At 68.7% G+C, this 22,420-nt stretch carries 18 protein-coding genes; 10 read left to right on the forward strand and 8 right to left on the reverse strand.

Annotation, left to right across the window (positions count from 1 at the left end; translation table 11 throughout):
* Positions 1 to 20: 20 nt before the first annotated feature.
* On the reverse strand, positions 21 to 734 hold the full coding sequence (locus tag AC5JJ2_RS07865) for an OmpH/Skp family outer membrane protein (RefSeq protein ID WP_495857422.1): 714 nt from the start codon (positions 732 to 734) through the stop codon (positions 21 to 23).
* A gap of 205 nt (positions 735 to 939) precedes the next feature.
* Entirely contained in the window at positions 940 to 2,136 is a 1,197-nt protein-coding gene (locus AC5JJ2_RS07870; protein WP_495857423.1) for a glycosyltransferase, read from the reverse strand.
* Between the two features lie 102 nt (positions 2,137 to 2,238).
* On the opposite strand from AC5JJ2_RS07870, the gene pgsA reads away from it, so the two are divergent.
* From pgsA to AC5JJ2_RS07885, 3 genes are read left to right on the forward strand one after another with little or no spacing between them, the layout of a single operon-like run.
* Entirely contained in the window at positions 2,239 to 2,811 is a 573-nt protein-coding gene (gene pgsA / locus AC5JJ2_RS07875) for a CDP-diacylglycerol--glycerol-3-phosphate 3-phosphatidyltransferase (RefSeq protein ID WP_495857424.1), read from the forward strand.
* A 12-nt stretch (positions 2,812 to 2,823) separates the two neighbouring features.
* Entirely contained in the window at positions 2,824 to 3,534 is a 711-nt protein-coding gene (locus AC5JJ2_RS07880) for a hypothetical protein (RefSeq protein ID WP_495857425.1), read from the forward strand.
* A complete protein-coding gene (locus AC5JJ2_RS07885; RefSeq protein ID WP_495857426.1) occupies positions 3,531 to 4,817 on the forward strand; it encodes a YidR family protein in 1,287 nt (428 codons plus the stop codon). The genes AC5JJ2_RS07880 and AC5JJ2_RS07885 overlap by 4 nt, the downstream gene beginning before the upstream one ends.
* Positions 4,818 to 4,937: 120 nt before the next feature.
* On the opposite strand, the gene AC5JJ2_RS07890 is transcribed toward AC5JJ2_RS07885, so the two are convergent.
* From AC5JJ2_RS07890 to AC5JJ2_RS07905, 4 genes are all read right to left on the reverse strand, one after another.
* Entirely contained in the window at positions 4,938 to 6,545 is a 1,608-nt protein-coding gene (locus tag AC5JJ2_RS07890; protein WP_495857427.1) for an ArnT family glycosyltransferase, read from the reverse strand.
* Positions 6,546 to 6,549: 4 nt separating this feature from the next.
* Entirely contained in the window at positions 6,550 to 7,740 is a 1,191-nt protein-coding gene (locus AC5JJ2_RS07895) for a class I SAM-dependent rRNA methyltransferase (RefSeq protein WP_495857428.1), read from the reverse strand.
* 99 nt (positions 7,741 to 7,839) lie between these two features.
* Positions 7,840 to 8,268 carry a response regulator gene (locus AC5JJ2_RS07900; protein ID WP_495857429.1) on the reverse strand — a complete coding sequence of 143 codons (429 nt, stop codon included), beginning with the start codon at positions 8,266 to 8,268 and terminating at the stop codon, positions 7,840 to 7,842.
* Positions 8,269 to 8,344: 76 nt separating this feature from the next.
* Positions 8,345 to 9,124, reverse strand: a complete 780-nt coding sequence (locus AC5JJ2_RS07905; RefSeq protein WP_495857430.1) for a FliA/WhiG family RNA polymerase sigma factor — start codon at positions 9,122 to 9,124, stop codon at positions 8,345 to 8,347.
* 665 nt (positions 9,125 to 9,789) lie between these two features.
* Between AC5JJ2_RS07905 and AC5JJ2_RS07910 the strand changes: the two genes are divergently transcribed.
* The 5 genes from AC5JJ2_RS07910 (at position 9,790) to AC5JJ2_RS07930 (ending at position 14,941) form a co-directional block, all read left to right on the forward strand.
* Positions 9,790 to 10,479 (forward strand): hypothetical protein, encoded by a 690-nt coding sequence (locus AC5JJ2_RS07910; RefSeq protein WP_495857431.1) that lies wholly within the window; start codon positions 9,790 to 9,792, stop codon positions 10,477 to 10,479.
* 33 nt (positions 10,480 to 10,512) lie between these two features.
* Positions 10,513 to 11,574, forward strand: coding sequence for a M28 family peptidase (locus AC5JJ2_RS07915; RefSeq protein WP_495857432.1), 1,062 nt, complete (start codon positions 10,513 to 10,515; stop codon positions 11,572 to 11,574).
* Positions 11,575 to 11,663: 89 nt separating this feature from the next.
* A complete protein-coding gene (locus AC5JJ2_RS07920) occupies positions 11,664 to 12,251 on the forward strand; it encodes an RNA polymerase sigma factor (RefSeq protein WP_495857433.1) in 588 nt (195 codons plus the stop codon).
* A gap of 4 nt (positions 12,252 to 12,255) precedes the next feature.
* Positions 12,256 to 14,316 carry a protein kinase domain-containing protein gene (locus tag AC5JJ2_RS07925; RefSeq protein WP_495857434.1) on the forward strand — a complete coding sequence of 687 codons (2,061 nt, stop codon included), beginning with the start codon at positions 12,256 to 12,258 and terminating at the stop codon, positions 14,314 to 14,316.
* 277 nt (positions 14,317 to 14,593) lie between these two features.
* On the forward strand, positions 14,594 to 14,941 hold the full coding sequence (locus AC5JJ2_RS07930) for a hypothetical protein (protein WP_495857435.1): 348 nt from the start codon (positions 14,594 to 14,596) through the stop codon (positions 14,939 to 14,941).
* A 169-nt stretch (positions 14,942 to 15,110) separates the two neighbouring features.
* On the opposite strand, the gene AC5JJ2_RS07935 is transcribed toward AC5JJ2_RS07930, so the two are convergent.
* Positions 15,111 to 15,650, reverse strand: coding sequence for a hypothetical protein (locus AC5JJ2_RS07935; protein ID WP_495857436.1), 540 nt, complete (start codon positions 15,648 to 15,650; stop codon positions 15,111 to 15,113).
* Positions 15,651 to 15,751: 101 nt separating this feature from the next.
* Complete coding sequence (locus AC5JJ2_RS07940) at positions 15,752 to 16,870, reverse strand: M24 family metallopeptidase (RefSeq protein ID WP_495857437.1); 1,119 nt, start codon at positions 16,868 to 16,870, stop codon at positions 15,752 to 15,754.
* A gap of 199 nt (positions 16,871 to 17,069) precedes the next feature.
* Here AC5JJ2_RS07940 and AC5JJ2_RS07945 point away from each other — a divergent pair, with 199 nt between their 5' ends.
* Positions 17,070 to 18,500: a CehA/McbA family metallohydrolase gene (locus AC5JJ2_RS07945; protein ID WP_495857438.1), complete on the forward strand. Its 1,431-nt coding sequence runs from the start codon at positions 17,070 to 17,072 to the stop codon at positions 18,498 to 18,500.
* A 245-nt stretch (positions 18,501 to 18,745) separates the two neighbouring features.
* Entirely contained in the window at positions 18,746 to 22,228 is a 3,483-nt protein-coding gene (locus AC5JJ2_RS07950) for a tubulin-like doman-containing protein (RefSeq protein ID WP_495857439.1), read from the forward strand.
* Positions 22,229 to 22,420: the final 192 nt, after the last annotated feature.

A 22,420-nucleotide genomic window follows, 5' to 3' on the forward strand; every position in this document is an offset into this window, starting at 1 on the left:
CGGCGGGCGCGAGCGGGGCACTACTTCATCGGGGCCGCGGGCGGGGCCGCCGCCGGGGCCGTGCCGCCGGCCGGCGTCGCCGCCGGGGCCGGGATCGGGCCGGGGGCCGCGAAGTTCTGGTTCAGCGTCAGCACCACGACCTTCGTGATGTCGATGCTCGGCGACACGTAGAACGGCATCGCCGCCGGCGGCCGCAGCTTCAGGTCGTAGTACAGCGGCGACTTCATTTCCTCTTCCGTCAACGCGTCCGGGTAGGCCATCACGAGCTGGAACCCGTTGACCTCGGCGACCCGCTCCACGACGGTGCGGATTTGCGTGAACAGCTCCTGCAGGTGCTTGGCCGACTTGTCGTCGATCTCCTTGCGGATGCCCTTCTCCAGGTCCTCGAACTGCCGCTGCATCGCGACCATCTCGCCTTCGAGCTGTTGCTTCTTGGTCGGCGCGGTCTCGGCCCGGATGGCTGCTTCCTTCTCCAGAATCTGGTTGCGGAGCTTGGCCAGTTCCGCCCCCTTCTTCTGCCGCTCCTCGTTCATGGTGGCGGCGAAATACTGCCACCGCTGGAAGTCCTTCATGACGCGGGCGACGTTGAACACGGCCACGGTCCCGCGGGTGGCCGGGGCGGCGGTCGTCGCCGGCGGCGTGCCCGCCGGGGCCTGGGCCTTCAGCCCGGTGGCCGCGTACCCGGCGACGGCCAGCGCGGCCACCGCCATCAAGTAGACAGAAATCCGCTTCACGATTGGCCTCCTCTGCCCGTGCCCCCGCCGCGGTCGGAGAGTCCGTTCCCCGTACCCCCACCCGCGCGGTGGTGGTTCGCCTCAGTGTTCCGTTCCAAGATGAACCGTCAGGGTCGGGCGGTTCTAACCGAAGGGTCGCGGGGCGTCAACACGAATACGCGCCGGCGAAGGCTAGCCGGGGCAAGCTGGGAAACGTGCGGGCCGGTCACCGAAGCTCGTTCAGTAGCGCGTCGAACCGCGGCAGGCACACGTCCAGGGCGTACTTCTCCAGGACCAACTCCCGCGCCGCCCGGCCGAGCGGCTTGTGCCCGGCCGGGTCGTCGAGCACGTCGTTCGCCGCCGCCGCGAACGCCTCCGGCGAGAAGAAGTCGGCGAGTAGGCCGGTCTTCCCGTGGGAAATGACCTCCCGCACCGGCGGCGTGTCCGACCCGAGGACGACGGCCTCGCACGCCATCGCGTTCAGCATCGACCACGACAGCACGAACGGCACGGTGAGGTAGACGTGCAGGTCCGTCACGGCCAGCAGGTTCGCGAGCGCCGGTTCCGGCAACAGGCCGGTGAACGCGAACCGCGACAGGTCGTAGTCGCCCTGGGACAGCACCCAGTCCTTGAACGACTTGCCGCCGGTGAACTTCTCGTCCCCGCCGTAGCAGACGCGGTCCTGCCCGACGACGACGAACAGCACGTCCTTGCGGCGGTCGCACAGCAACTTCGCGGCGCGCATGAAAATGTCGAACCCCCGCATCGACTCCATGCCCCGCGACACGTAGGTGACGATCTTCGTCCCCGGCGGGATCGGCCGGCCGCCCACCTCCCGCGGCCCGGCGGCCGGCTTCCACAGGGTGGTGTCGATGCCGTCGAACACGACGCGGACCTTCGGTTGGTACTCCGCGGGCAGGCGGCCCCGCTGCCACTCGGTCGGGCTGTACCCGAGGTCGCAGGCGTCGAGGTCGAGCAGGATCATGGCGTTCCGGGCGCGGGCGCGGAGCTTGTCGATCTCCCGCGACGGGAAGTCCGGGCGGAAGTCCATGTCCGCGCCGACGGTCCGGTAGAAGTACTCGAAGAAGTTGACGACCCTGACCGCCGGGTAGAGTTCGCGGAGGAACAGCGTGGACCCGAACCCGGAGTGGCCGACGACCACGTCCGGCCGCACGTCCGGCCGGGCGGCGAGCGCCTCGTAGACGGCGTGCGTCTGCCAGATCGCGTTCTCGAACGTGCGGGAGCAGTGGTGCGTCCGCTCGGTCGCGCCGCCCGTCGGGTGGTACGGGATGCACGTCACGCCGGGGATCGCGCCGGGCCGGGCGGTGGCGAACGAGCACGCCCACCCCGGCCGGGCCGCGAGCCGGGACGCGAACGGGCCGAACTGCGCCGGAAAGTTCTGATGGACGAAGAGGACGTGCATGGGTCTGTTGTAGGCCGGGTCGGGGCATTGCGCCGACCCGCCGGGGGCGGCGGACGCCGACGTTACCTTAACGGCCGGGCCGGGCCGCGGTATGACAACTTCATGACCGCCGACGCGCCGCGACCCGCCGATTCGCTCTGGAGCGTGCCGAACCTGCTCTCGCTGTCGCGGGTCCCGCTCGGCGTCGCGATCTTCGTCTGCATCAACTACAAGCTGTGGCCGGCGGCGCTCGGGCTGTTCGTCGTCGCGACGATCACCGACTGGCTGGACGGCTGGTGGGCGCGGCGGTTCAACCTCGTCTCCCCCATCGGCCGCAGCCTCGACCCGCTGACGGACAAGTTCTTGATCTGCGGGGTTTTCATTTACCTCCAGTCGGCCGAGGTCGGCGTCCTCCCGTGGATGGTGACGGCGATCGTCGGCCGGGAAATCCTCATCACCGGCGTCCGCGGCATCGTCGAGGCGGCGGGGAAGAAGTTCGGGGCCGACTGGTTCGGGAAGCTGAAGACGGCGCTCCAGTGTGCCGTCATCATCGGCGTGCTGTTCCTGCAATGGGTCGGGGCGGCCGAGTACCCGGCCCTGGAAAGTGTGTACCTGGTTCTCTTGTACGCGATGCTGTTCGCGACGGTCGGCAGCGGCGTGCAGTACCTGGTGAAGGCGGCGCGGCTGATGCGCTAACGGAGGCGACCGATGGCCGGCGTTCACGGCGAACACATGTACGGGTACGTGGACCGCGTGCCGGGGTTGTGCTCCGTCGCGACGCAGTTCTTCCACATCAACTTCGTGCCGCTGTTCCCGCTCGGCACGTACATCGTCCTCGAAGGGGCGAGCCCGCAACAGGGGCCGCAGGGGAAGCGGATCCCGATGAACGCGAAGTCCGTGCTCGTCGGGTACTTCCGCGGGTGGGTCGGCCTCGCCGCGGTCGGGCTGTTCGCGTACTGCGCCATCCAGGCCGGCACGATCCTGCTCGACGGCCAGCCGGACGGCCTGGTCCGCGGCCTCGTCATCGCCGGGCTGCTGGCCGCGTACTGTTGCGTCTGGTGGGCGATGCTCGCGACGCACAGGTCGTGGCTGGCCGCGTGGGGCGTCGTCCTCGCGGCGACCGGCGGGTACTTCTGGTGGGACCACGCGAACCCGCCGCCGCCGAAGCCGGCGAACCCGTTCAAGGCCGTGATGCCGAAGCTGCTGAAGGAGCGGGAGGAGCTGCCGACGTTCCTCGCGTGGGCGCACGGCTGCCTGTTCGCGCTGTGCGCGATGCGGACGTTCGACACGGCCGGGCGGCTGCGGGCCTACGACCTCGGCGAGATGCTCGGGCTGACCGAGGAACAGATCGACGAGATCCGGGAAAGTCAGTCGCCGCAACCCGACGGGCAACCGAAGGCCGACGAGTATTCATCGTGAACGACCGGCAACTCACCACCGGCCCCGGCGGCCGCGTCCTGACGAACGCCGGCGTCTGGTCGCCGGACGGCAAGTGGATCGTGTACGACACCCGGTCGGACGCGGCCGGGGACAGGTTCGACGGCACGCGGATCGAGATGGTGAACGTCGAGACCCGCGAGGTCCGCGTGCTGTACGAGTCGAAGCGCGGCGCGCACTGCGGCGTCGTGACGTGGCACCCGAAGGACCCGCGGGTCGTGTTCATCCTCGGCCCGGAGGCCCCGACCGCCGACTGGACCTACGGCCCGTCCCGGCGGCAGGGGGTGATCGTCGAGGCGGGGACGCCGGGCGCGGCGGTGAACCTGGACGCCCGCGACCTCGTGCCGCCGTTCACGCCGGGGGCGCTCCGCGGCGGGTCGCACGTTCACGTCCACAGCCCGGACGGGCAGTGGGTCAGCTTCACCTACGAGGACCAGTACCTGACGAAGTTCGCCGACGAAACGGCCGACCGCGAGGTGAACCTCCGCAACGTCGGCGTGTGCGTCCCGGCCGGCGTGGTGAAGGTGAACCGCGGCCACCCGCGCAACCACGACGGCACGTACTTCACCGTGCTCGTCACACGGACGACGGCGAACCCGAAGCCGGGGTCGGACGACATCAAGAAGGCGTTCGAGGAAGGTTGGGTCGGCGCGAACGGGTACGCCCGCGCCGACGGCACGCGGCAGCGGCGGGCGCTGGCATTTCAGGGGCACGTCGTCACCGAGAAGGGGGAGACGATTTCTGAAGTGTTCCTCGCGGACCTGCCGGACGACGTTCGCGTTGCCGGCGACGGGCCGCTGCAAGGCACGGAGACGCGGCGGCCCTACCCGCCGAAGGGGACGACGCAGCGGCGGCTGACGTTCACGGCGAAGCGGAAAGAGCCTGGAATTCAAGGCCCACGGCACTGGTTGCGGTCGTCGCCGGACGGGTCGCGGATCGCGTTCCTGATGAAGGACGACGCCGGCGTGCCGCAGTTGTGGACCGTCTCGCCGGTCGGCGGGGTGCCGACGCAGCTGACCCGCACGCCGGCCGGCGTCGGGTCGGCGTTCACCTGGAGTCGGGACGGCAAGCGGATCGCGTTCGCGTCGGCGGACCGGGTCGCCGTCGCGGACGCGGCGACGGGGGAGGTACGGTTCGCGACTGACGCCGGGCTGTCACCGATCCGCCCGGAGGCGTGCGTGTTCTCGCCGGACGGCTCCCGCATCGCGTTCGTACGGCGGGTGAGCGACGCGAACCAGATTTGCGTCGTGGACGTTGCACCTTGACTTCCGAAGTCCGGTTTCGACTTCGGAAGTCGGGGCGGAAGGGGGCGGTTGCCGATCTCACGACGGCCTCTGCTTCGCTCGACTTCCGAAGTCGAAGCCGGACTTCGGAAGTCGGGGCACTCACTTCGACAAATCGAACGTCAGGTCGCGGCCGCCCCAGAGCATCGGGATGTGAAGCTTCCGCGGCCCGGTCACGCGGTCCTTCGCCAAGTACACCACCAACTGGTGGTCCTCCATCCACTCGATGCTGTTGCTGCGGATCGGCAGCGTCGCGACCCGCTCGTACTTCTCCGGGTGCGCCGCCAGCACGCGCCGCAGCTGCGCCTGGGCCGGGAGCGTGTACTTCACCGGCGGGTCTTCCACGACGATCGCGTCCGGGGCGAGGGCGTCGAGCACCTTCAGAATCTCCCGCCCCGTCGCCGCCCACTCGACGTAGGCCGCGGCGGGGTCGCTCTTCACGGCGTACAGGAGCTTGTCGCCCCGGGCGACCCAGAGCCGCCGGTCGGCGTCGGCCTGCCGCACCGAGTAGATGAACGTGCCGTCGAACAGGCCGTCGAACAGCACGACGCCGGGGCCGTCGATACGGGCCAGGACCGCCCGCGCCGCGTCCTCGTACCCACGGACCCACTTTACGGGCTGCCGCAGCGTCCAGCACGCGGCGTTGCCGACGACGAGAACGATCGCGAGAACCTTCAGCCAACGGCGCTGCGGCCGCAGGGCGAAGTCGGCGGCGAACACGCACCACGCGGGCAGCCAGTAGATCGTGTGCCGCGTCTCCTGCTCCGCGAACGGCACGAAGAACCCGTAGACCACGGCGACGAGCGCCCAGTACGGCCGCGACCGCTCGCGCGCCTCCGGCCGGAACGACGCGATCAGCCCGAGCACGGCGAACACCATCACCATGAAGCTCAACTGAAACCGCAGCCGGACGAAGTAGTAGATGACGCGGTCGATGCCGGTCCGCACGACTTCGGGGTTCGTGCCGGTCGTCGCGCCGAGGGCGTGCTGCTGGCCGACGGTCTGGTACGCCAGCCAGTAGAACGGGGCCAGCGCGAGCAGGACCGCGGCCACCGCAATCAGCACGTCGCGGCGGAGGACGACTTTGGTTTGCCGAACGAGTACGAGCCAAACGAGGAACAGCGGCGCGAAGAACACGGCGTCGTACCGGTGCAACCCGCCGGCGACGGTCCACACCGCGAACAGGAGCAGGTCGCGGCGGCGGCTTTCGCGCAGGTACGCGTCGAAGTGGACCATCGCCCCGAGGAGGCACGCGAGCGTCGGCACTTCCAGCATCACCGCCCGCGTGTTGATGAACACCTCCCGCGACAGGATTAGCAGCACGCACGCGAGGAGCGCGACGCCCGGCGCGTGGGTCCGCCGCACGAGCCGGTGGAAGTACAAAACGGCGACGACGAGGTACGCGAGCAGGACGCCGCGGGCGGTGGCGTGCGACGGGCCGAACGCGAGCATGGCCCCGCCCTCGACGGCGTAGAAGCCGGGCGGCCAGACCATGAGGCCGAGGCACGGGTACTGGGCGTAGAACCGCTCGGCGTAGGCCCGCGGGGCGAGGAACCCGCGGTCGCGGACGGCGTCGTGGACGAAGATGCCGGTCATGACGTGGCGGGTCTCGTCGCCGCTGAAGAACGGCTCCGTCGGCTCGTGCCAGACGAGGTGCAGCCCGACGGCCGCGACCAACACGGCTGCGAGGGCGAGGGTGGACTTCGGCATCGAGTTACATTACGCGGCTAACGATGCACTTCAGGTAGCCGCTCTCCCGGCAGGCGACGTTGACCGGGTGGTCGGCCGACGGGCCGCGGCGCTCCAGGATTTGCGTGTCCCGCTTCGCGTCCGTCGCGACCTGGGCGAGGATGTCTTCCAGGTCCGTCATCGCGATGAGGCCGGTGCAGCAGCAGGACACCAGCACGCCGTCCGGGGCGAGCAGCTTCATCGCGAGCTGGTGCAGCCGCCGGTACCCCTTCAGCGCCTCCGGCACGGCCGCCCGGTTGCGGGCGAACTTCGGCGGGTCGAGGACCACCACGTCGTACTGCCGCTTCTCCTCGGCGAGCGTCCCCAGGTGCTTGAACACGTCCGCCTTCGTCGCGGTCAGGGTGACGCCGTTGAGTTCCGCGTTCCGCCGGGCCAGCGCCAGGGCCGCCTCGGAAGCGTCCAGGCAGTCCACGCTCGCCGCCCCAACCTTCGCCGCGTAAACGCCGAACCCGCCGGAGTAGCTGAACGCGTCGAGTACCCGCTTGCCGGCGCACAGCCTCGCCACGGCCGCGCGGTTGTCCCGCTGGTCGAGGTAATAGCCGGTCTTCTGCCCTTCCGCGAGGTTCACCGCGAACTTCAGCCCGTTCTCCTCGATGACGTGTTCGCTCGGCGGGACCTCGCCCCACAGGGGTTCGTCGCGAAGCTCGGCTCCTTCCAGCTTGCCGATGCCCTTCTCGGTGCGGAGGTAGATGCCGCGCGGTTGCAGGAGTTCGCGCAGGATGTCGGCGATCATCTCGCGGCGTTTCGCCAGACCGAGGGCCGTGAACTGCGCCGTCAGGAACTCGCCGTACCGGTCCACGACGAGGCCGGACAGCCGGTCGCTCTCGCTGAAGCAGACGCGGTACGCGGCCGCCGGGCCGTGGTTCAGCTTCAGCACGTCGTGCCGCAGCTTCACCGCCTCGGCCAGCCGGTCGCGGAAGAAGTCGCGGTCGAGCGGCTTCGCCTCGTCCCACGAGTAGAGGCGGACGAGAATCTTCGAGTTGCTGTTGAACAGCCCGCGGGCGACGAAGTTCCCGGCCGACGACCGGAGGATGACTTCGTCGCCGTCGGCCGGCGTGCCGTCCACGGACGCGACGGCCCCGGCGAACACCCACGGGTGGCGGGCGAAGAACGGCTGGGCGCGCTTCGGCTTCAGGATGACGGATGCGGTGGTCATGCGGTCGGATTCTTTCGGTCATATAGCCGCCGGCGTTGCGGCGGGGTTGGGGCGTCGCAAACCCCCGCCGGCAAGCCGGCGGCTATATAGGGCGGGCGGTCAGACCCCTTGCAGGACGCCGCGGAAGTACGTCAGCCCGCGGTCGATGGGGTTGGCTTCCGCACGGGCGGCGAGCAGCGCCCGGACGCGGAGGAGCAGTTCGGTCTTGTTAATCGGCTTCGTGATGAAGTCGTCCGTGCCCACGTCCACGGCCCGCTCCACGTCGGTCGGCTGGTCGAGGGCCGTGACCATGATGACGCCGACGCCGCGGGTCGCGTCGTCGGCCCGCAGCCGCTTGCACACCTCGAACCCGCTGAGCTTCGGCATCATCACGTCGAGCAGCACCACGTCGGCGAGCCACTCCTTGGCGACGTGCAGCGTCTCCTCGCCGTTGGTGGCGATCCGCGTGTCGAGGCCGCTGCCGTCGAGGTGGGCTTCGAGCAGTTCCGCGTTCGGCTGGTTGTCGTCGGCGATCAAGACACGCGGCATGGCGGCCCCCGCAAAACGCCAAAGCCCACCCGTAACCACGGGTGGGCTTGCGGCTGTTGTCATTGTACGAACTAACTCAGTTGCTGAACTCCGGCCGCCGCTTGCAGAGCTGCGACTGGAGGCGGGACACGATGCTGCTGTGCATCTGGCTCACCCGGCTCTCGCTCAGGTTCAGCGTCGCCCCGATCTCCTTCATCGTCATCTCCTCGTAGTAGTAAAGGATGACGATCAGCCGCTCGTTGCGGTTCAGGCCGCGGGTCACCAGCCGCATCAGGTCGCGGTTCTGAAGGCGGTGCGTCGGGTCTTCCGCCTTCTTGTCTTCGAGGATGTCGATCTCGCGAACGTCCTTGTAGCTGTCCGTCTCGTACCACTTCTTGTTCAGGCTCACCAGGCTCACGGCCGTCGCCTCGGCGACGTACTTCTCCACCTCTTCGAGGGGGATTTGGAGCCGCGTGGCCAGCTCCTCGGCCGTCGGCTTGCGGCCGAGGGCGGTTTCGAGTTCCTTGTTCGCCGCGTCGTACTTGCTCTGCTTGGACCGGACCAGCCGCGGGACCCAGTCCATCGTGCGAAGTTCGTCCAGCATCGCGCCGCGGATGCGGGGGACGCAGTACGTCTCGAACTTCACCCCGCGGGTCAGGTCGAAGGCTTCGATCGCGTCGAGCAGGCCGAAGATGCCGGCGCTGATGAGGTCGTCGAGTTCCACGCCGTCCGGCAGGCGGGCCCAAATCCGCTCGCCGTTGTACTTCACCAACGGCATGTAGTTCTCGACGAGCCGGTTCCGCAGGGCGAGCGTCGGGTTGGCCCGATACTCCTGCCAGACCTGCGGGATGTCGGCCTCGATCCGGGTGCTGACCATCGAAATCCTCCCTGATGTCCGGCAAGTTGCAGGACCACGCCGCCTTCGCACCGCCCCGCGAGCACCAACCCGACCATCCAAGCTCGCTTCGGCGGTCCCCCGGAAGGCCGTCCGGGCCTCCGCCGCCCGGCCGCCGACCGCGGGCCGCCGCCGCCCGACTCCCCAATCGGTCGGCGGCGTCCCATCGTTCGGGACCGGGCAAGCGGGCGTGACCCCGGATGCGTGAATCCGCGCGTACTTACCAACTCCCCCGCGACGCCGGACGGGATAGACCGGCGTCTCCATCGCGTTTATCGGACGGGGTTATCCAGTCCTTGATGTAAACCGTTCAAACTCCCCATCCGGTCGGAACGACTGTGTCGCCTGGGACGGCCCGTGGTGCGGGATTGTGCCCCCACAATCCCGCACCGAACGCGCCCCCGACACGGCCCGTACCACCGGCCCGGAGCGGCGGCTTTCCCCTCCGTCGCGGCCCGGTTCGGTGATCGGACACCTTGTCGCCCGAGTGAGGCGATGCACATAACGACCGCCGCGGGCGGTGTCGAGACATTTCTGAGGGAGGAATCGGGTTTCGTGACGGGAATCTGCCTTCCCCGGACGTGCGGCCTTGCTATCTTCCCCACCCTCCACGGGCTAGGATGGTGGGACGCACGGGGGTGACGGGAATGATCTCGACGCGGGAACTTACCGAACTGCCGGGCGTCGATGCGTTGCGGCGGCTCATGAAGTCACTGGCGATGCTCGACGCCATCCTGTGCCCCGAGTGGGACGGCCGGTATTACTCGTTCAACAAGAAGTGGGCGCGGGGCGAACAGATGGGGTCGATGCGGGACGGCTGCGGCAACGACTACTTCGCCCTGTTCAACAAGCACGGCTGTTACTTGAAGGGGTTCCACCACGAGGCGGCGATGTCGCCCTACGCGAAAGGCCGGAAGGGCCAACTGTGGCCCGGGTTGTTGACCGTCGTGCCGGCCGAATTCGCCGGCGGTGTCGCGGAACCCGCGTTCAACACCGAAGACACCACGTTCTGTATCTGGCGAACGTATCACGACCGGGCGTGGCAGCGGGGCGAGATCGCCTTCCCGAAGGGCCGCGACCCGGACGGGTCGGCCGAATTATTGGGCATCCTCGACGGCCGGCCCGAAACGTACCACGCGTGGGCCGTTGATCATTTTGAGGCCCCGGACTTGACCGTAGAACACGTCCGGCACGTATACGGCCACAAGAAGTTAACGCGGAAACTCGTGGACGCGATGCGGTACGATATCCGCACGGCCGACGAGGACGACCCGCCGCTGACCCTCGCGGACCTGGCCGACGACATGCGCGAGATCGGCTACCCCGACGCCGGGTGAGGCCCGCCCGAATCGGACGAAAGGAAGGACCGGATGTCTCGACTTCAACCCCTCGCCGTCGCGGCCCTGCTCGGAGCGGCTGTCATGCTCTTCATCTGGAAGCCGTGGGAGGACGGGCAGGCCGACGAGAAGAGGCACGAGCCAACCGCGTTCGACCCGGACAAGCCGGCCCGGAAGGACAAGTTCGGCGAGACCCGCGGCCAGGCCGCCGACCTGAAGGATATCGCGTTCGACGGCGACCGCGCCATGACGTACCTGAAGCAACTCTGCGACATCGGCCCCCGCGTTAGTGGGACTGACGGCATGGCGAAGCAGCAGGAGTTACTCACGAAGCACTTCGAGGCCCACGGCGGGACCGTCGCCCGCCAGGAGTTCGAGGCCAAGCAGTACAGCCGCCGGGACAAGGTGAAGATGACCAACCTCATCGTCTCGTGGTTCCCGGACCGCACACGGCGGGTCATCCTCTGCGCCCACTACGACACCCGGCCGATGGCGCACGAAGAACAGAACCGCAACGACTGGCGGAAGCCGTTCGTCAGCGCCAACGACGGGACGAGCGGCGTGGCCATGTTCATGGAACTGGCGCACGTCATGAAGGACTTCCCCACCGGCGTCGGCGTCGATTTCGTCCTGTTCGACGGCGAGGAATACATCTTCGAGCCGACCGGCCCCGGCGGCATCGGCGGGGACCGCTTCTTCTTCGGCTCGGACCACTTCGCGGAGCAGTACGTCGCGAACAAGGCGAAGCTCAAGCACCGGTACGAGGCGGCCGTCCTGTTCGACCTGTTCGCCCACCCAGGCGCGAAGTTCAGCGTCGAGGGGCACTCGTGGGTCAGCGCCCAGAAGCTCGCCACACAGTTCTGGCAGACGGCGTTCGCCGTCGGGGCGAAGTCGTTCGAGAACGCCGTCGGCCCGGACATCCAGGACGACCACATCGCCCTGAACCGGGCCGGCATCCCAGCCATCGACATCATCGACTTCGACGGCTACCGGAAGCACTGGCACAAGTTGTCCGACACGCCCGATAAATGTGACGGGAAGCAGATCGCCGAGGTCGCGAAAGTAACGACGGCGTGGCTACAGCAACTGAAATAGTTGCCGGGGGCCGAAACCGGAAAACCCGACCCCGCGGTACGGTTTTCTAGTTGTTCAAGGAAGGCTTGGAGTATAAAGTCAAAATTCTCATGGACGACACCATCAGCCGAGACGAGTTCCGCCGCCTGATCGCCGCCCTCCGGGCCGGCGACCCGGAGGCCGCCCGCCGCGTGTTCGACCAGTACGGCCCGGTGATCCGGGCCGCCGTGCGGCGGAAACTGCACGCCCGGCTCCGGCCGCGGTTCGACTCGCTCGACTTCGTCCAGGACGTGTGGGCGTCCGTCCTCGCGACCCCGGCCGAGCGGTACCAGTTCGACTCGCCGACCGAACTCGTCGCGTTCCTCAGCCAGGTCGCGAACAACAAGGTGGTGGACGAGTTCCGCTACCGGTTCCAGACGCAGAAGGGGGCGATCAGCCGGGAGGAGCCGCTGCCGACGCCGTCCGACGACGACAGCAGCCGCACCGAGCCGCCGGCGGGCCTCGCGACGCCGAGCCAGCTCGCCATCGCGGACGAGGCGTGGCGGCGGCTCGTCGAGCGGATTCCGCAGAAGCACCGGGCGATCCTCGAGCAACTCCGCAACGGGTCCACCTACGAGCAAATCGCCGCCGAAACGAACACGAGCCTTAGCACGGTCAACCGGGTCGTCCGCCGCCTCAAGGACCTGTCAGGACTCTAACCCCATGGCCGCCCCCGCCCCGGACCTCGCCGGTCTGACGCAACAAGTCCAGGCGATCATCCACGACTGGCGGGACGGCGCGCCGGCCGACGCCGCGGCCGCCGTCCGGGACCTGGACGGCGTCGGCGCGTACCCGTCGCTTGTCGTCGATCTCGCCTACGAGGAGTATTGCCTGGCCGAGACGGCCGGCGCGCCGCCGAGCATCGGCGCGTTCTGCGACCGGTTCGGGTCCGTCCGCTCGAAGCTGCGGGACGTACTCGAAGGCCACCAAATCCTGACGACGCACACGAACCTGCTGCCGGCCGCCGAGTGGCCGGCAGTAGGCGAGGCGTGGCAGGACCTGCGGGTGGTCCGCGAACTCGGCCGCGGGGCGTTCGCGCGGGTCTACCTGGCGCTCGACCCGGCGATCAACCGGCGGATCGTGTTGAAGCTGTCCCAGCGGCCGACCCGCGAGGGGCACAGCCTCGGGTCGGTGAAGCACCCGCACGTCGTGGACGTACTCTGGTCCCGGCAACTCGGCGGCTTCTCGGCCGTCGGGATGCCTTACGAGGGGACGGCAACGCTGCGGGCGGTGATCGAAACGCTGTTCGCGGACGGCGCGAAGCCGACGACGGCCGACCCCCTGTTGAAACTGGCCGAAAAAGACGAGCCGCCGCAGGAACCGCGGCGACCATTACTCACTCACTCCCTGCCCTACACGACCGCCATCGCGATGGTGTTCGAGCGGCTGGCGGCGGCCCTCGACCACGCGCAATGGCACGGGATCGGGCACGGCGACCTGAAGCCGGCGAACATCCTCCTCGGCCCCGGCGGCCACCCGTTCCTGATCGACTTCAACCTCGCCACGGACGCGAGCGACCCGCGGTGGGTGGTCGGCGGCACGCTCCCGTACATGGCCCCGGAGCGGCTCCACCTGATGGCGAAGGAGAAGCTGCCGGCCGCGACCGACCTGCGGGCGGACGTGTACTCGTTCGGCGTCGTGCTGTTCGAGGCGCTGACCGGCCGGCTACCGTTCGCGAACCCGCCGGCCCGCCCCGCCGACGTGCCGACGGCCGCCGACGAATTGACCCGGCGGGGGACCGGGTTCGTGAAGACGCCGGCCGACCTGCCGAAGGGCCTGCGGACGCTGCTCAACGACTGCCTCGCGGCCGACCCGGCCTCGCGGCCGGCGTTCGCGGGCGTCGCCGAGCGGCTGGCCGCGTTCCACGTCCGGCCGCAGCAGCGGCGGCAGTACGTGCGGGCGGCGGTCGTGTCGCTGGCCGTGCTGGGGGCGGCGGCCGCCGCCTTCCCGTACCTCGCGCCCGCGCCGCCGGCTCCACCCGCCGACACGGCTGCGGAAGTAACCGTTCCCCGAACTGCGGAAGATTTCATCGAGCGGGGCCGGGTGTTCCTTGCGAAGGAAGATCCCCTTAGCGCCGCGGCCGATTTTGACCGCGCGGCCCAGATGAGACCCGGTGACGGTCACACGAAGGCGCTGGCCGCCTACGCCCATGGCCAGGCCGGCCTACATAACCAGGCGCTGTCGCGGGGCCAAGCCGCGGTCGATGATCTGGGCTATACCGAACCGTGGGCCGTGACCAATTTGGCAACCGCACTCGTGCTATCGCGGGCTCCCCACCCCCCCGACATGACGCGGGCTGAGGAGCTGTCCACCGCCGTCCTCGCTCTGGACCCCGACCACCGGGCCGCCCGACACACCCGGGCGTTGGCCCGCTACTACCGAGATACGGCGGACGGGAACGGGGGCTTCAAAGTTCTCGCGAAAAGGGATTGCCTGGACGACATCGACGTGTTGCTGAATCTCGGGCCGAAGTCGCGAAAGTTATACGTCGAAGCCGCGATGCTTTACGCCGCCGAAGGCACGGAACGCGGTCGCAGGAAGGCGGTTGACCTTGCACGTAGAGCGATCGTTATGGGACATTCCGCACGGAGTGTGGTCAAGAACGCCCAATTGGCCCATTTCCTCAACGGCGTCCCCGGTTTCAAGGAACTCGAGTTCGTAAAGCCAGACCCGACGTTCGTGGACACCTCCACCCCATTGTTTATCTCTCCTTTCGCCCCGTAGCGGATTTCGCCCCTTCGTTTCATCGCATTTCAGATTGTTGACGGCGGTGGTTTTTTGACACACTTTCGCCACGAATCTCGATTGCCAAATCAGACGACGATAGGTCACTATCTCGCGGGTTTCGTCAGGCGGTGACACGTCCGTCGCCGCTCACTAACCGAGGCTTCTAAACATGGGTCTGTTGTTCTCCCGCCGCCGCGCCCCGGCGCGGCCCGTCCGCCGTGCGCGTCTGTCCCTGGAATTCCTGGAACACCGCGAGCAGCCAAGTGATTTCTTTTTGCCGACCACACAGGACCCAAACACGCCCGTCTACGGGGTGGGGGAAGAGGGAACCTTCACCGACGGCGAAGCCCCGGTCATCCAAAACTTCACCGCCACGTCGGTCGGGAACGGGACGTACTACCTGACCGGCCAGGTCAGTTCCGCTCAACCCGGCGGCCTGGTCGTCACCTTCGGCGGTGGCATTACGGGGATGGACGGTGTCACCACCACGACGGACGCCAACGGGTACTTCTCGGTAACGGTCACGATCGGGGCGGGCGAACTCGGGACGGTAACGGCCACGACCGTGGATTCGCAGGGGCAGTTGTCCGCGACCGTGTCCCGCGTTGTTACGAGCGAATAATCCCCGCCGCCGGGCCGCCGGCGGCCGTCCCCTATCCGGATCGCGTCCGATGTTCAACCCCTACAGCGTGATCGTGCGGCGGGCCGTCGAGTGCGGCGGCGGGCCGCCGCAACTCGTCCGGTGGGTCCGGGCCGAGATGCACCGGCTCACCCCAGGGACCGGCAAACCCCTACCGAACGACCGGCTCGTCGAACTCCTCGCGGACCAACTCGTCCGCCGGCTCGTGCGCCGCACACCCGCGGACACGGTGCTGAAAGAGGCGGCCCAGACGGTTCGGCTGGAGGTGGAGGGGGTCTAGGACCGCGATGCCGTCGCCGAACGTGTCCGGCAGCCGCTGCACGGCGGCGCAGAAGTCCTCCCACGCCCGCTGGCTCTGCCGGACCGACGCCACCCGGTCCGCCACCGGGGCGGCCGTGGCCAGCGTGTCCCAGCAGTCCGACGCGGCGTAAGCCAGGGCCGCCTGCCACAGGGCGTGTTCGTCCCCGGCGAGGCGGAGGGCGGGGCACGCGCCGAGGCTGTTGAACTGGTCGGCCAGTTCCGTCACCGTGCGGACCTTATCCGCCAGGACGGCCTGCAGGACCCCTTGCGGGAACCCGTTCTTGAGCAGGCCCCGCAGGCCGAGGGCGGCCGCGAGGAAGTCCGTGTACGCCGTCACCCACTTCAGGGCGAGGGCCGCGTTCGGGAGGTCGCGAGGCGAGAGCGTGGTCACAAGGCACCGTTTCTCAAAGGGGAAATCGCGGACGGATTTCCGCAACAATCGAGAAACGGCCGCCGAACGTGTCAAAAAAATTCCGCGCGCCCAAAAAATTTTTACCCGGCCGGGGTCAACGGGCGGCGGCTCGCCTTGCCGACCTTGATCGCCCGGCTGCCGCTCACGTAATACTCCTCGCTGACGCTCACCCCGCCCCAGCCCGGGTAGAGGACCTGCGGGGCGACGTGAAGGAGCGCCCCGGACTGGAGTTGCTCCTTCGACCCCTCCCGCAGGGTCGGGGCCTCCATCGGCTCCAGCCCGATGCCGTGGCCGAACGTCGGGGCGTACCCGTCCGCGAACCCGGCCTTCGTCAGCACGTCCTTGCCGACGTTGTACAGTTCGCCGATCGTGATCCCTTCCCGGAGTTGCGCCGCGATCGCGTCGTGGGCGGCGCACACCGCCTCGAACACCTTGTCGTAGTTGTACTGCACCCGCTCCATCTTGTTCTTCCGGCTCGGGGCGACCGGGAACGGCGTCTTCAGCGACCGGACCAGCCGGCTGTGGTACAGGTCGTGGGCGGTCACGTCGAACACCAGCTTGCTCACGTCCGCCACCGTCTCGCGGGGGGCGTCGTCGTCCGTGCCGGACGTACTCACGCCGGTGCTGATCCGGGTCAGTTCCGGGATGGCGTGCCCGCCCGCCCGCTGGACGAAGTCCTGGGCGGACTCGATCAGCGTCATTTCCGTGTCCGTCTCCCGGAGCATGACGGCGAACATCATCCACGCCCGGTCCAGCACGTGGGACACGGCCCGGACGGCCTCGACCTCGCCGGGGTCCTTCGCCGCCCGGAGCCGCTCCACCAAGGCGTTCACCGGCAGGAGTTGCGTCTTCGGCAGGGCCTCCGCCAGCCGTAGGTTCTGGCCGACGGTCAGGTGGTTCGCCTCGACGCCGAGGACCTTGACCCCGGCCTGGGTGATAAACTTGCTGAGGGCGTCAACGACCTTGTCCTCGCCCTCGACCTTGCGGACCTCGACGGCCGAGCTGAGGGCCTCGAACGCGCGGCCGCCGCGAGTGGTGAACAGCACCGCCTTCTTGCCGACGGCGACGAGGTGGCCGGGGCCGACCGCCGCGCCGAGCAGGTAGGTCAGGTTGATCGGGCTGGTGACCAGAAAGGCGTCGGCCGCCTCGACGGTCATCGCGCGGGCAAGGTTGAGCAGACGTTGCGAAGAGAAGTCCATGAGGCGATCTCACGTGGCGGAAGGTAGGTGTCGCACAACACCGTAGAGAGTGTTGCGCGGTAAGGAGGCAAGGGTGTTTGAGCAATATAGCTAGGCCAACAATCCTCATCTGGGAAGTAGTAAATTTGCCGTCTTGTGAAAATAGTGCGGGACGGGCGCGGAAAGTATCGGGTTCCCCGACACGGGCAGGGGCGGATTCATGCTGACGGTTCACCTGCGGGTCAACGACGCGGACTCGAAGCGGCCGACGCCGGTGCGGCTGGCCGTCACCGGGCCGGGCGGGGAATACTACCCGCCGCTCGGCCGGTTCGCGGCGTTCCCGTGCGGCGTCGGCGAGGACGTGGGCGGCAACCTCCGCGTCGGCCGCGACAACTTCGCCGTCATCGACGGGGCGTGCGAAATCCAGCTCCCCGCCGGCGTCCCCCTGCGAATCCGCGCCGCGAAGGGGCCGGAGTTCCGCCCGCTCGACGAGACCGTCGCCCTCGGGGCCGGCCAGCTGGCCGTCCGCCTGGAGATCGCCCGATGGATCAATTTCGCCGACCGGGGCTGGATGAGCGGCGACTCGCGGGTCCACTTCGTCCCGCCGCACGCGGCCTTGATGGAGGGCGCGGCCGAGGACGTGGCCGTCGTCAACCTGCTCGCGAAGGTCGAGCTGCAACTCGCGAAGGACGGCAACACGTACCCGACGGTCCAGCACCTGACGGCGTTCAGCGGCCAAGCCCCGGCGCTGGCGGCGGGCGGGCACGCGGTCGTCGTGAACACGTACAACGCCCACCGCGCCCTCGGCAGCCTGGGGTTGCTGAACGCGCACCGCGTCGTCTTCCCGCTCGCGTTCGGCGACCCGCTCGACACGGACGACTGGTCACTTTCGGACTGGGCGGCGCAGTGCCGGCGGAAGAAGGGCCTCGTCGTCTGGGCGAGGGCGTTCCACGCCGACGCCGGCGGCGAGGGGCTTGCGGCGGCCGTCCTGGGGAAGATCGACGCCATCGAGTTCGACGCGGAGGTCCGCCCGTCGCCGCTGTTGCCGTGGTACTACCGGCTGCTGAACGCCGGCGTCCGCCTCCCGCTCGTCGGCGGCAGCGGCAAGGACTCGAACCGCGTGCCGGTCGGCGCGGTGCGGACCTACGCCCAAGTCGGCGGGGACCGGACCTACGCCGCGTGGGTCGAGGCCGTGCGGGCGGGGAGGACGTTCGTCACGAACGGCCCGCTACTCACCTTCGACGTGTCGGCGAAGGCCGCGGCGACGGCCGAGTGCGTCACCCGGTTCGAGAAGCTGGAAGTCGTCGCCGACGGGCAGCCGGTCGCGGCGGCGAAGCCGGTCGAGGAGGCCGGCCGGTTCGTCGCGCGAATCGAGACTGCCCTCCCGGCGGCCAACTGGGTCGCGGCCCGGTGCGTCGGCAAGCCGTCGCCACTGAACCCGGCCGCGATCAATTTCGCCCACACGTCGCCGGTCCACCTCGGCCCGCCCCGCCGCGACCCGACGGCCGCGGCCGCCCTCGCCGCGTGCCTCGGCCAGCTCCGCGAGTGGGCGACGACCGCGGGCCGCTACCGGGACGAGAACTGGCGGGCGCAACTCCTGGGCCGCTGCGACGAGGCGGCCGCGAAGCTGGTTCCCGAAACGGAAGGATGAGGGGGTTGAAACGGTCGTAGGGCTTCTCTCCGGAAATGAATGTTGAGCGCGCGCCTCAGTTCGGCGCAACAATTTCAACTCGAATTCTGAGCTTTTGAGCCGGTTCAACATTACTCAGGTCGAATCGAACTCCGGAATTGGACGGATTCTCGGCGGTGAACTAACTTTGGTCAGCGAAACGGTCCGACGGATGGCGACCGGTGTTGCCCCCATCGCCACGAACCGTTCCGATCCCGAGTGCATCCATGATTGGCCTCCGCGAGCCGGGTGATGAAGTCCTCCCTGGGTACCAGCTGATTGCCCCGATCGGCAGCGGCGGGTTCGGCGAGGTGTGGAAGTGTACCGCCCCCGGCGGGCTGCACAAGGCGATCAAATTCGTCTTCGGCAACCTCGACTCGCTCGACGGCGACGCCCTGAAGGCCGAGCAGGAACTCCGCGCCCTCGGCCGGATGAAGGAAGTCCGCCACCCGTTCGTCGTGTCCATCGAGCGGATCGACAACATCTCCGGCGAGCTGCTCATCCTGATGGAGCTGGCCGACAAGAGCCTGCACGACGTGGTCGTCGAGTGCCAGACCCAGGGCCTGCCCGGCATCCCCCGCGACCTGCTGTTGAATTACCTGGCGGACGCGGCCGAGGGGCTGGACCACCTCAACGACAAGCACAACCTGCAACACCTGGACGTGAAGCCGAAGAACCTGTTCCTGGTCGGCGACCGGGTGAAGGTCGCGGACTTCGGCCTCGTGAAGCACCTCGAGCGGCACAGCTCGTCCGGCCTCATGGGCGGGGTGACGCCGGTGTACGCCGCCCCGGAGACGTTCGCGAACAAGATTTCCAAGAAGTCTGACCAGTACAGCCTGGCCGTGGTGTACGTCGATCTCCTGACCGGGGTGAAGCCGTTCGCCGGGAAGAACATCCGGCAGCTGGCGCTGCAGCACATGACGGAAACCCCGGACCTGAACATGCTGCCGCCGGAGGACCGGCCGATCGTGGCGCGGGCGCTGTCGAAGAACCCGGAGGACCGGTTCCCGAGTTGCGCCGCGTTCGTCCACACGCTCATGTCCGGGGCGGCGGCCGAAGGGCCGGCGATGCGGACGCCGCGGCCGCCCGGCGGGAAGCAGTCGCTCTCCCGCGGGAGCAAGGACGCGCACGACACGCCGATGCCGAAGAAGTCGTCGAAGGCCGACCCGAACCCGACGATGACGGTTTCCCGGTTCGAGGTCGGCATCCTCCGGCCGTCGATCTTGATCGGCGTCGGCAGCTTCGGCCGCCGGGCGATCCAGCAGATCCGCTGCCGGCTGCTCGACCGCGTCGGCGACCTGCACCAGGTCCCGAGCTTCCGGTTCCTCTACCTGGACGCCGACCCGGAGACGCCGAACAAGGTGATGGCGGACAAGACCGACTCGGCCATCCTGCCGGAGCAGTTCGTCCACCTGCCGCTGCAGCCGGTGACGAATTACCGGCGGAAGCACCTGGACCCGATCCTGGAGTGGATGTCGCGGGAGAAGTTGTACGCGATGCCCCGGTCACTCGCTCCGGAGGGGTCGCGGGCGCTCGGCCGGCTGGCGTTCTGCGACAACTACTTGAAGGTGGCCGCCCGGCTGAAGAGCGAAATCCAGACGGCCATCCACCCGGAGGCGGTAAAGCAGTCGGCCGACCAGACCGGGCTGACGCCGCGGGCGAAGGCCCCGTCCGTGTACGTGTTCGCCAGCGCCACCGGCGGCAGCAGCGGGTTCCTGCTCGACCTCGGGCACACCGTCCGCCGGGTACTGGCGAAGTTCAACATGGCCGAGGCCCCGGTCACCGCGTTCGTGTTCTGCGGCGCGCCGGAGGACAGTTGCTCGCCGGAGGCCGAACAGGCAAACGTCTACGCGACGCTCACGGAACTGAACCACTACGCCGACCCGGACGTGCAGTTCACGGCCCAGTACAGCGGCGACAACGGCCCGCGGTTCGAGGCGACGGGGCTGCCGTTCTCCGCGACGTACCTGCTGCCGATGGCGCAGCGGACGCTGGAGAGCTTCCGGGACTGCGTGTCGCACCTGTCCGGGTACGTCACGCACGAACTCACGTCCCCGCTCGGGTCCGCGCTCGAGGACATGCGGGGCCGCAAGCCGTTGCCGGGGCGGACGCCGTTCCGCGGGTTCGGCACGTTCGGCGTCTGGTTCCCCCGCGGCCTGTTGCTCCGGTCCGCCGCCCGGCAGCTCTGCCTGGCGCTGTTGAAGACGTGGTCCTCCACGAGCAAGGACCGGATGCCGATCCAGGCGCAGAAGCTGATCGACGACATTTACAACGACCCGCGGCTGACGCCGGACGCGGTCAACCAGTTCCTCATCGAGGAGTCGCGGTCGAGCACGCACGGCACGCCGCTGGAGATGCTCGGGAACTGGTGGACGACGCTCGGCGAGCAGATCGACGTGGTGGCGAAGCAGAACGACGGGGTGGCGTGGTCGGCGTCCGCGTGGGAGCAGGCCCGCGACCTGATCGGGTTCGAGCCGACGACCGAGGCCGACAGCCCGTACCGCCGCGGCCGGTTCAGCCGGATGCTCGACCGCGGCATCACGAACTCGGGGAAGGCGTGGGAGAACGAGCTGACGGAGCTGATCCGCCCGCTCAACGACATCCACGGCGCGCGGCTGTTCGCCCTGTCGGCGACGCTCGAGCGGGTGATGAGCGCGATGAACTCGGCCGCCCAGGTGCTCGAGCAGAAGGCCCCCGGCCTGGCGGACAAGCGGGGCAAGGCGCTCGGCGCGGCGTCCGCCGCCTACGAGGCGTGCCAGGCGGACGGCGGCGGGTTCAAGCTGTTCGGCGGCAGCCAGGCCCGCACGCTCCGGGCGTTCCACGAGAAGCTGAAGCTGTTCTTCGACAGTCGGGTGATGGAGGACCTGGCGGCCGCGACGGCCCGGTTCTACCGGAAGCTGGCCGCCCGGATCGACGACCACCTGCGGAGTGTGCTCGTCGCCCGCGACCAGCTGGACGCGATGATCCGGCAGGTCGAGTCGCCGCCCCCGACGACGCCCGGCAGCCGGTTCGGGATGCCCGGCCTGCGGAGCCGGGCCGACACGTCGGACGAGTCGATGCAGGCGACGTTGGAACTGTCCAACACGATGCGGGTCGTCCTGCCGAACGGCGACGACCAACTCGACCACGCGGCCGCGGAGTCACTGAAGGACCTGCCGCCGGAGGAGGTCGTGAAGCTGTACGACATCCTCGACCGGCTGGTGATCGAGCCGCGGGGCGGCCTCGTGCAGTTGTGCAAGCTGAACTCCGACCTGTACCGGGCGCTGTGCCTGCCGATGATCGAGCAGACGGCCGCGTTCCTGGCGAACATCGTGCCGACGCAGGACGTGACGGAGGTGGAGCTGACGAGCCAGGAGTCGAAGAAGGGGACGCTGCCGCAGCGGATCAGCCACTACCTGAAGCTGGCGACGCCGCAAGCGCCGGGGCCGGTCGAGGAGGAGAAAACCTACGTGCTCGTCCCCGCGACGCCGCCGGGGGCGAAGTTCGCGGGCGAGGTCAAGCAGGTGCTGCCGAAGGTCGTCACGGTGACGGTGCAGGGCCAGGGCACGGACTTGCTGTTCTGCCGCGAGCAGGGCTACCTGCGGCCGGCCGACCTGATGAAGCTGATCGAGCCGTGCTGGGATTCGTACTCGACGGCCGCCGAGGCGATCGAAAGCTCGCCGCACTGCCGGTTCGACGTACTGGAGTGGATGCCGCTGGAGGCGCGGTAGGTTCTTGACTTCCGAAGTCCGGTTTCGACTTCGGAAGTCGAGCGGGACAGGTTGCGTTCTCGTCCCGAACGTCTCGTTCGGGACGCCGCGTCCGCGAACCTCTGGTTCCCGAAAAAGGGTGGTTGCTGGCACGTCTACGCCGCAAACGAGACGTTTGCGGCGTCGCATCCCGAACCGGAGGTTCGGGACGAG

Source organism: Limnoglobus sp. (assembly GCF_059499385.1).